Below are 7762 nucleotides of genomic sequence, written 5' to 3'. Positions count from 1 at the left end.
TCCCGGCCAGGCGCAGCGCGAGGTGCACCTGGTCCGCGGTGCCCTCGGACAGCCGTGACGGCGTCAGCTCCTCCCCGTCTGCGCGGACCGCGACCAGGCTGCGGCCCCCGGCCGCGACGTCGGCCGGTGGGCGCAGCGCGACGAACCGGCCGCCGGTCAGCCGCTCCAGCAGGCGTCCCGCGTCGACGAGCAGCGGGGAGGCGTGGGTGCGCTCGTAGCTGTCCAGCTCGCGGCGCAGGATCTCCCGCTGCAGGTGCACCACCAGGTACCGCTCGGCGGCGTCCGCGGCCCGCGCCAGGTGCTCCTGGGCCTCGGCGTGCAGCAGCGCGGCCTCGTCGGCGCCCTCCAGCGCCCGGCGCCGCGCGCGCAGGCCGCCGAGCTGCTCGCGGACCTCGGCGTGGGCGACCTCGAGCTCGCGCTCGGTCTCCTCGCTGCGGGCGCGGGTCTCGTCCAGCGCACCGGTCTCGGTGTCCGGCGCGGCGGCGACCAGCTCGTCTGGGTCCAGGTCGGGGGCGGCCGCGGCGAGCAGGCGCGCCGCCTCGCCGGCGTGCCGGTCCAGCTCGACGGCGCGCACGCCGCGTTCGGCCGCGGCCTGCACGCCGCCCTCGTCCAGGGTCTCGGTCAGCGCCAGCTCGACGGCGAGGCGGTCGAGCACCGAACGGGACGCGGCGGCCGCGCGGGCCGCGCGCACGGCGGCGGACTCGGCGGCGGAGACCGAGTCGTCGAGGTGCGCGGCGGACACGGCCGCGGCGGTGACCTCGCGGACCCGCTCGGCGAGCTCGGACAGCCGCGGCAGCGGGTCCGCCTCGGCGGCCGCGGCGGCGGGCAGATGCGCCCGGACCAGCGCGCCGACGGCCTCGCGGTGGGCGTCGACGGCACCCTGCAGCGCCGCGGCCTCGGACTCGCAGCGCCGGGCCCGGGCGCCGGCGTCCTGCGCGTCGCCGACGGTGTCGCGCCGGGTCGCCCAGCCGGCCGGTTCCAGGTCGGCCGGCAGCCCGGCCGAACCGAGGCCGAACCGCCAGCGCAGCGCGGCCCGGTCGCGTTCGTGACGGGCGGCGTCGGCGGCGCCGCCCGCGCGTTCGGCGTCGGTGCGCAGCCGGGCCAGCAAGACCCGGCGGTCGCGCGCCCGGTCGGCCTCCGCGGCCAGGTCGGCAGCGGCGACGAGCAGCGTGTCCAGGTCCGCGCCGCTGCGGCTGCGCCCGGCCCCGGCGAGCGCAGACGCGAGGGCGTCCTGCTGGGTGCGGGCCTGCCCGGCCAGGCGTTCCAGCCGCTCGTCGGCCTCGTCGATCGAGCCCTGCGCGCGAGCCGCGTCGGTCAGCGCCGCGCACACCGCGTCGGCCTCGTCCGGCTCCGGGGTCGCGACGGCGTGCGCGCTCCAGAGCCCGGCCCAGGCCGACTCCGCCTCACGCCGCGCCGCCGACGCCGCTGCCGCCGACTCCTCGGCGACGGCGAGCGCTTCCCGGGCAGCGGCGAGCTCGGTCTCCCGGTGGGCCAGCTCGGCGACCCGGTCCGCCGAGTCGATCATGTCGTCGGCGACCCGGTCCGCGACGCCGATCGCCCGCTCCGCCCGGGCCGCGGCGCCGGCCAGGTCGGCCGCGCCAGCCAGGTTCGCGGCACCGGTCCCGGCGCGCAACACCTCGACCAAGGCGCTGACCTGGCGGTCGCGCTCCTCGCGGGCTCCGGACAGCGTTCCCGGGTCGACCGGGCGGCCCTGGCCGGCCACGGCGTCGCGCGCGTCGACGGCGGTTCGGACCCGCTCTCGGGCGGCTCCGGCGTCCCGGACGGCCGCCGACGCGCCCTGCTCGGCGGCGCGCAACGCCGCGCGGAGCCGGCGGACGTCGCGCGCGGGCGGAACCGAGATCACGAGGTCGCCGCCGGTCTCGAAGAGTCCGGGCGGCCCGGCCGACGGCTCACGCGCCGCCGAGTGCCCCGGCGCGCCGGTGTGCCCGGCCGCGGCGAGCGCCTCGGCGCGGTGCGTGCGGGCGCGGGCCCGCTCGGTGATCGCCATCCGGCTCAGCGCGGCCGCGGAGCCCTCGGCCTCGATCGCCTGCCGGACCTCCTCGACCCGCCCGACGCGGTCGGGGTCCAGCCCGGCGGCGCCGTCCGCGGCGTCGCGGACCTGGGCCAGCGCCTCGCGGTGCGCCTCCTCGGCGCGCTCGGTCCCGTCCTCGGCGGCGCGCAGCGCGTCGGCCAGGGCGTCCAGGTCGCGGGCGCGGTCGGCGGGCAGGTGCACGGCCGCCAGTCGCTGCGCGGCCGAGCGCCCGTCGTCGGCGACGAGCCCGGCCAGCGACGCCTCGGCCCGGAGGTAGAGCTCGGCCGCCTCGGCGCGCAGCGCGGCCGCCCGCTCGGCGTCGGCGGCGCGGGCCTGCGCGGCGGACTCCAGCTCCCGCACCCGCGGGGCGTCGGCGACCAGGAGGTCGTCGACGTCCAGGGCGGCGCGGCGTTCGCGCAGGTCCTCGGCCCGCGAGCGGTGCTCGGCGAGCTCGTCGGCGGCGGTGTCCAGCTCGGCCGAGGCCAGCTCGAACTCCTCGAGCCGGACGGCGTCGAGCACCACGCCGGACGCCTCCAGCGCCGCCCGCTCGGCACGCAGCGACGCCAGGATGCGGGCCGGCTCGTGCCCGCGGACGGCCTGGCGGGCCCGGTCGCTGTCGGTCGCGGCGACCGAGCGGGACCGGGCCAGCTCGGTGGCGCGGCGCTCCAGACGCCCGATCTCCTCGACCAGCGCGGTGACCTCGCCGGCCCGGGCCATCTGCTCGCCGGCCGCGGTCTCGGTCTGCTCGTAGCGGCCCATCGCGGCCCGGACCTCGACCGACTTGTTGCCCTTGTGGTCCTTGAACAGCTTGTCGGCCTCGCCGTCGAGCGCCCCGACCACGGCCCGCACGTCGCGACCGCTGCGCGCGGTGAACACCAGCTCGGCCAGGTCCCCGCCACCCGCGCAGAGCCGCCGTCCGCCCTCGCGCAGCTCCTCGTGCCCGAGGCCGAAGCCCTGCCGCCAGCGCTTGCGGGCGTCCGCGCCGCCGGGCCCCCACGGCGGGTCGTAGGCGGCGTCCGGCTCGTCCTCGCGGGAGGAGAACAACCCGCGGGTGGTGCGCCGGACCGTCACCTCGTTCCCGTCGCACTCGACCCGCGCGGCGATCCCGAGCCGGGCCGGGCTGAACGCCCAGGCGTGGCGCACCGGGCGCGGCATCCCCCACAGCAGGTCCGACAGCGCGTCGAGCAGCGTGGTCTTGCCCGCCTCGTTCGGCCCGGTGACGATCGTCAGGCCGGGCCCGAGCGCCAGCTCGCGGTTCTCGTACCCGCCGTAGCGCTGCAGCGTCAGCGACCGGATCAGCACGGGCCGTCCTCACCGCCTGCGCCGGCGAGCTGGGCCAGCAGCTGCTGCTCGGCCTGCCGGGCCAGCGACTCCAGCCGGTCGGTGTCGCGCAGGTCCAGCAGGCCGGCCTCGCGCAGCCGCCGCCCGATCTCGCGTTCCAGCGGGGCGGCCAGCTCCCGGACCCGGTCCGTGTCCCCGACCAGCCCGGACGCCGCCGCGGCCACCGCGCCGGTCAGCTCCGGGTCCACGCTCAGGGCGTCCGCGGGCGGGCGGGTGCGGTTGCGGACCTTCTCCACCACCGCACCGGCCTTGCCGGCCAGCAGCTCGATCTCCGAGCGCAGCCACTCCGCCTCGACCAGCCCCGGGGCGGCCGGGGTGGCGCCGGTCAGCGTCACCTGCACGACGACGGCCCGCGGCGCGGCCTGCACGCACCGCTCCCGCACGGCGACCTCGACGGCGTCGAGCACCTCGTCGGCGTCGCGGCAGCGATCGGTGGCGACCTCGACCAGCTCCCAGCGCGCGACGTCGAGGGTCAGCGGCGTGAGCCGGGCCCGCTCGCCGGGTTCCACGTCGACGACCAGCGCGCCCTTCGCACCGGTCTCCTTGGGGTGGCGGCCCTGCAGGTTCCCGGAGAACGCGGCCACGTGCGGCCCGTCGCAGACGACCTTCTGCTCGTGGATGTGGCCGAGCGCGAAGTACTCGTAGCCGCAGCCCGAGAGGTCCTCCGGGCGGCACGGCGCGTAGGTGTCGTGGCGCAGGTCGCCCTGCACCGAGGTGTGCAGCATCCCGGCGTTGACCAGGCCCCGGATCCGGTCCGGGTAGGCCGGGACGAGGTTCTCCAGCACCGCGCGGCGGGCGAAGCCCTGCCCGTGCACGGCCAGGCCGAGGTCGTCGAGCACGACCGTCTCCGGCTCGTCCACCGAGAGGCGGTGGGTGTTCGGGGGCAGCCGCAGCGAGCGGGTGATCTCGGACTCGGCGTCGTGGTTGCCGTTGATCAGGAAGACCGGGACGCCCTCGTCGTGCAGCCGGGAGAGCTGGCGGACGAAGAACGCGCCGGTGGCGTAGTCGCGCCAGTTGCCGTCGTAGACGTCGCCGGCCAGCAGCAGCGCGTCCGCCTTCTGCGCGATCACCTCGTCGACCAGGTTCTCGCATGCCCGGCGGGTCGCGGCGCGCAGCGTGTCGGCCAGGTCCGAGTCACCGAGCCGGGCCAGCCCCAGCAACGGGCTGTCCAGATGCAGGTCCGCGGCGTGCACGAGTCGCATCAGGCCGCCTCCAACCACCTCACGGGTAATGACACTGCTGTAACTCTCCGGTACGAGGGTATACCGCGGGTCCGACAGAACCGCCTCCGTGCGCAAGACCACGCCCTCCGGACGCGACGTCAAGTGCTCCGGTGTGTCAGCCTGAGACAGGGCCACGGGCCACCGCCGGTCCATCCGCTGTCACTGTTGATCGCGCGGCACCACACGCGCTCCGAACCACTCCGCGCTGCTGCGCGCCGAGATCCGGAGGGTGCACCGATGACCCTGCTGTGCGAACGCTGCTACGGACCGATCGATCCGGCCGGCGAGGACTACGTCCGCCTCGCCCACATCTCGCACGCCGAGCCCTCCGGCGACGTCGTCTGGAACGACGCGACCGTACACACCGCGCAGAGCTGCCCCGCGCTCGTGCACGCCGACGGCGCCGGACGGCACCGGAGAGCCGCATGAGGACGCTCGTGTGCGAGCGGTGCTGGTCGCAGATCGACCGGTCAACCGAGCCGTTGCGGCTGATCCCGCACCCCGTCGCCGACGGCGAGGACGGACAGGTCCGCCACCTGCACGCCGCGGTGCACGCCCGCGCCTGCGTGCGGCCCGACACCGGCGAGTGGAACCCGGTCCGCCGCGGTGTCTCCCCCGCCGCTCTGCGCTGGGCCAACGAGCAGGCCGACCACCGCTAGCCTGCCCCGTACCGACCGCCGAGACCCCGGCCCGACGGCTCGGCGGGTCCGCGGGTCCGCGGGTCCGCACCGCTCCCCCATGATCGATGTGTGGGGGAACATCCTGGCCACCGGTGGCCCGAACCTTCCCACACAGATCGATCACCGGAGGCGGAGGCGGAGGCGGAGGTCGGCGTCGCATGGGCCGCGGAGGGCCGGCAGCTAACGGCCCTGGTCGTCCTGGTAGACGTCCGGGACGCCGTCGCCGTCCGCGTCCACGGTCTCCGCGGCGGTGATGCGCCGGTGGTGGGCGTTGCGGACGCGCAGCACGACGGTGGCCAGTACGGCCGAGGTCAGCGACCCCAGCAGCACCCCGATCTTGACGTGGTCGTCCTGCGGCGTGCCGGTGCCGAACGCGAGCTCCCCGACCAGCAGCGAGACCGTGAACCCGATCCCGGCCAGCAGCGAGAGCCCGGCCACGTCCCACCAACCCAGCTCGTCGGCCAGGCGGGCACGGGTGAACCGCTGCACCGCCCATGTCGCGCCGAGCACGCCGACCGCCTTGCCGGCCACCAACCCCCCGACGATCCCGAGCGTGATCGTGTCGGCGAGCGCGGCGCCGAGCCCGCCGCCGTCGACGACCGAGACCCCGGCCGCGAAGAACGCGAACACCGGCACGGCGACCCCGGTCGAGAGCGGTCGCCACCGGTGCTCGAAATGCTCGGCCAGGCCGGGACCCGGCCCGTCGGCGCGGCGGATCACCGGGACGGCGAACCCGAGCAGGACTCCGGCCACGGTCGCGTGCACCCCCGACTCGTGCACCAGCACCCAGGTGGCCAGCGCGAGTGGGAGCAGCAGCCACCAGGACCGCACGCGCCGCTGCACCAGCAGCGCGAACAGCCCGAGCGGGACGAGCGCGAGCAGCAGCGGGACGACGGCCAGGTCGTCGGTGTAGAAGATCGCGATGATCGTGATCGCCAGCAGGTCGTCGACGACGGCGAGCGTGAGCAGGAACGTGCGCAGCGCGGCCGGCAGGCTGGAGCCGATCACAGCCAGTACGGCGAGGGCGAACGCGATGTCGGTCGCGGTCGGGATGGCCCAGCCCGAGCCGGCGCCGGGGGTGGCCAGGTTGACCGCGGTGTAGATCAGCGCCGGGACCGCCATCCCGCCGACGGCGGCGGCCACCGGCAGCACGGCGCGGCGCGGGTCGCGCAGGTCACCGGCCACGAACTCGCGTTTGAGCTCGAGCCCGGCGACGAAGAAGAAGATCGCCAGGAGGCCGTCCGCGGCCCAGGTGGACAGCGACAGGTCCAGGCCGAGCGCGGACGGCCCGACGGTGAGCCCGCCGAGCGCGGTGTAGGCCCCCCGCCACGGGGAGTTCGCCCAGATCAGGGCCAGTGCCGCCGCGGCCACCAGCAGCGCCCCGCCGACGGTCTCGGCGCGCAGCACGTCACCGACCCGGGAGACCTCCCGCCACGACCCGCGGGAGAACAGGCGAGAGGGACGCGGCGGTGTCGAGTCGGGCGGTGTCGAGTCGGGCGGTGTGGGGCTCACGAGGCTCCTCGGTCGGATCCGGGCAGGGCGGAACGAACGCCGACCAGACTTCCCGGCACACCGTGGACCATCTTAACGGCCGTCGCCCGCCGGAGGGCTCCCGGCAGGCGGTGCGTTCGACCACGTCGGTCGCCGTTCTGCCCGCCCGGCGTCCACCCCTCGCGGACGTCGGCCGGGCGCGGACCGGTGTCAGGATCGCGTCAGGGACGCCGCGTCCCGACGGTCGTTGGTGCGACCGTGGTCGTCGTCAACCCAGCGATCGACGGGACGTTTCCGATGACCGACCTGCTCGGAGTCACCATGATCGGCGGCTACGCGCTGCTGGCCGTGCTCGCGGTCCGCGCGGTCCTGCCGCCCCCGGCGCGGCACCCGGTCGCCGCGTACGCCCGGCGCGCACACGCCCGGCGGCGCCGCTGACCTGTCGTCAGCGCAGCGCGGACGCCTGTGCGGCCAGCTCCCGGACGCGCTCCCAGTCCCCGGCCGCGACGGCGTCGGACGGGGTCAGCCAGGACCCGCCGACGCAGCCGACGTTGCCCAGCGCGAGGTAGTCCGGCGCCGAGTCGACCGTGATCCCCCCGGTCGGGCAGAACCGCAGGTCCGGCAGCGGTCCGGCGACGGCCTTGAGGAACGGCCGCCCGCCGGCCGCCTCGGCCGGGAAGAACTTCATCTCGGTGCGCCCGCGCTCGGCGACGGCGAGCATCTCCGAGATCGTGCCGACACCGGGGAGGTAGGGCAGCCCGCAGTCGTCCATCGCGTCCAGCAGCGACGGCGTCGCGCCCGGGCTGACCAGGAACGCGGCCCCGGCGGCGAGGGACTCCCGTACCTGCAGCGGCGTGCGGACCGTGCCGACGCCGACGACGGCGTCCGGGACCTCCTGCGCGATCCGGCGGGTGGCCTCCAGCGCCGCCGGGGTCCGCAGCGTCACCTCGATCGCCGGCAGGCCGCCGGCGACCAGGGCGCGGGCCAGCGGCACC

The 7762-nt window shown here is 76.8% G+C and carries 7 protein-coding genes; 3 read left to right on the top strand and 4 right to left on the bottom strand.

Annotated elements, in window-relative coordinates; genetic code table 11:
• On the bottom strand, positions 1 to 3334 hold a 3334-nt coding region (locus I4I78_RS27240; protein WP_218614361.1), incomplete at its 3' end, for an AAA family ATPase.
• Positions 3328 to 4575, bottom strand: coding sequence for a DNA repair exonuclease (locus tag I4I78_RS27235; protein ID WP_218614360.1), 1248 nt, complete (start codon positions 4573 to 4575; stop codon positions 3328 to 3330). The genes I4I78_RS27235 and I4I78_RS27240, both read right to left, overlap by 7 nt.
• Before the next feature lie 258 nt (positions 4576 to 4833).
• Here I4I78_RS27235 and I4I78_RS27230 point away from each other — a divergent pair, with 258 nt between their 5' ends.
• Both I4I78_RS27230 and I4I78_RS27225 read left to right on the top strand, forming a co-directional pair.
• Positions 4834 to 5025 carry a hypothetical protein gene (locus I4I78_RS27230; RefSeq protein ID WP_218614359.1) on the top strand — a complete coding sequence of 64 codons (192 nt, stop codon included), beginning with the start codon at positions 4834 to 4836 and terminating at the stop codon, positions 5023 to 5025.
• The gene (locus I4I78_RS27225) at positions 5022 to 5255 is read left to right on the top strand and encodes a hypothetical protein (RefSeq protein WP_218614358.1); all 234 of its coding nucleotides are present in this window, start codon (positions 5022 to 5024) and stop codon (positions 5253 to 5255) included. The genes I4I78_RS27230 and I4I78_RS27225 overlap by 4 nt, the downstream gene beginning before the upstream one ends.
• Before the next feature lie 201 nt (positions 5256 to 5456).
• On the opposite strand, the gene nhaA is transcribed toward I4I78_RS27225, so the two are convergent.
• Positions 5457 to 6788, bottom strand: coding sequence for a Na+/H+ antiporter NhaA (gene nhaA / locus I4I78_RS27220; RefSeq protein ID WP_218614357.1), 1332 nt, complete (start codon positions 6786 to 6788; stop codon positions 5457 to 5459).
• A 276-nt stretch (positions 6789 to 7064) separates the two neighbouring features.
• Here nhaA and I4I78_RS27215 point away from each other — a divergent pair, with 276 nt between their 5' ends.
• Positions 7065 to 7205 carry a hypothetical protein gene (locus tag I4I78_RS27215; protein WP_218614356.1) on the top strand — a complete coding sequence of 47 codons (141 nt, stop codon included), beginning with the start codon at positions 7065 to 7067 and terminating at the stop codon, positions 7203 to 7205.
• Between the two features lie 7 nt (positions 7206 to 7212).
• Here the strand turns inward: I4I78_RS27215 and eda are convergent, their stop codons facing one another.
• Positions 7213 to 7761, bottom strand: a complete 549-nt coding sequence (gene eda / locus I4I78_RS27210) for a bifunctional 4-hydroxy-2-oxoglutarate aldolase/2-dehydro-3-deoxy-phosphogluconate aldolase (RefSeq protein ID WP_308252385.1) — start codon at positions 7759 to 7761, stop codon at positions 7213 to 7215.
• Position 7762 lies beyond the last annotated feature (1 nt).

This window comes from Pseudonocardia sp. KRD291, from assembly GCF_019263595.1.
GTDB lineage: Bacteria > Actinomycetota > Actinomycetes > Mycobacteriales > Pseudonocardiaceae > Pseudonocardia.
The sequence above is the reverse complement of the archived record's forward strand: the minus strand, read 5'-3'. Positions and strand labels throughout refer to the sequence as shown.

What these genes read in the sequence shown, in the direction of transcription:
- I4I78_RS27225 (WP_218614358.1), top strand. Translation starts at nt 5,022, where the DNA reads ATGAGGACGCTCGTGTGCGAGCGGTGCTGGTCGCAGATCGACCGGTCA.
- I4I78_RS27235 (WP_218614360.1), bottom strand. Translation starts at nt 4,575, where the DNA reads ATGCGACTCGTGCACGCCGCGGACCTGCATCTGGACAGCCCGTTGCTG.
- I4I78_RS27230 (WP_218614359.1), top strand. Translation starts at nt 4,834, where the DNA reads ATGACCCTGCTGTGCGAACGCTGCTACGGACCGATCGATCCGGCCGGC.
- I4I78_RS27215 (WP_218614356.1), top strand. Translation starts at nt 7,065, where the DNA reads ATGACCGACCTGCTCGGAGTCACCATGATCGGCGGCTACGCGCTGCTG.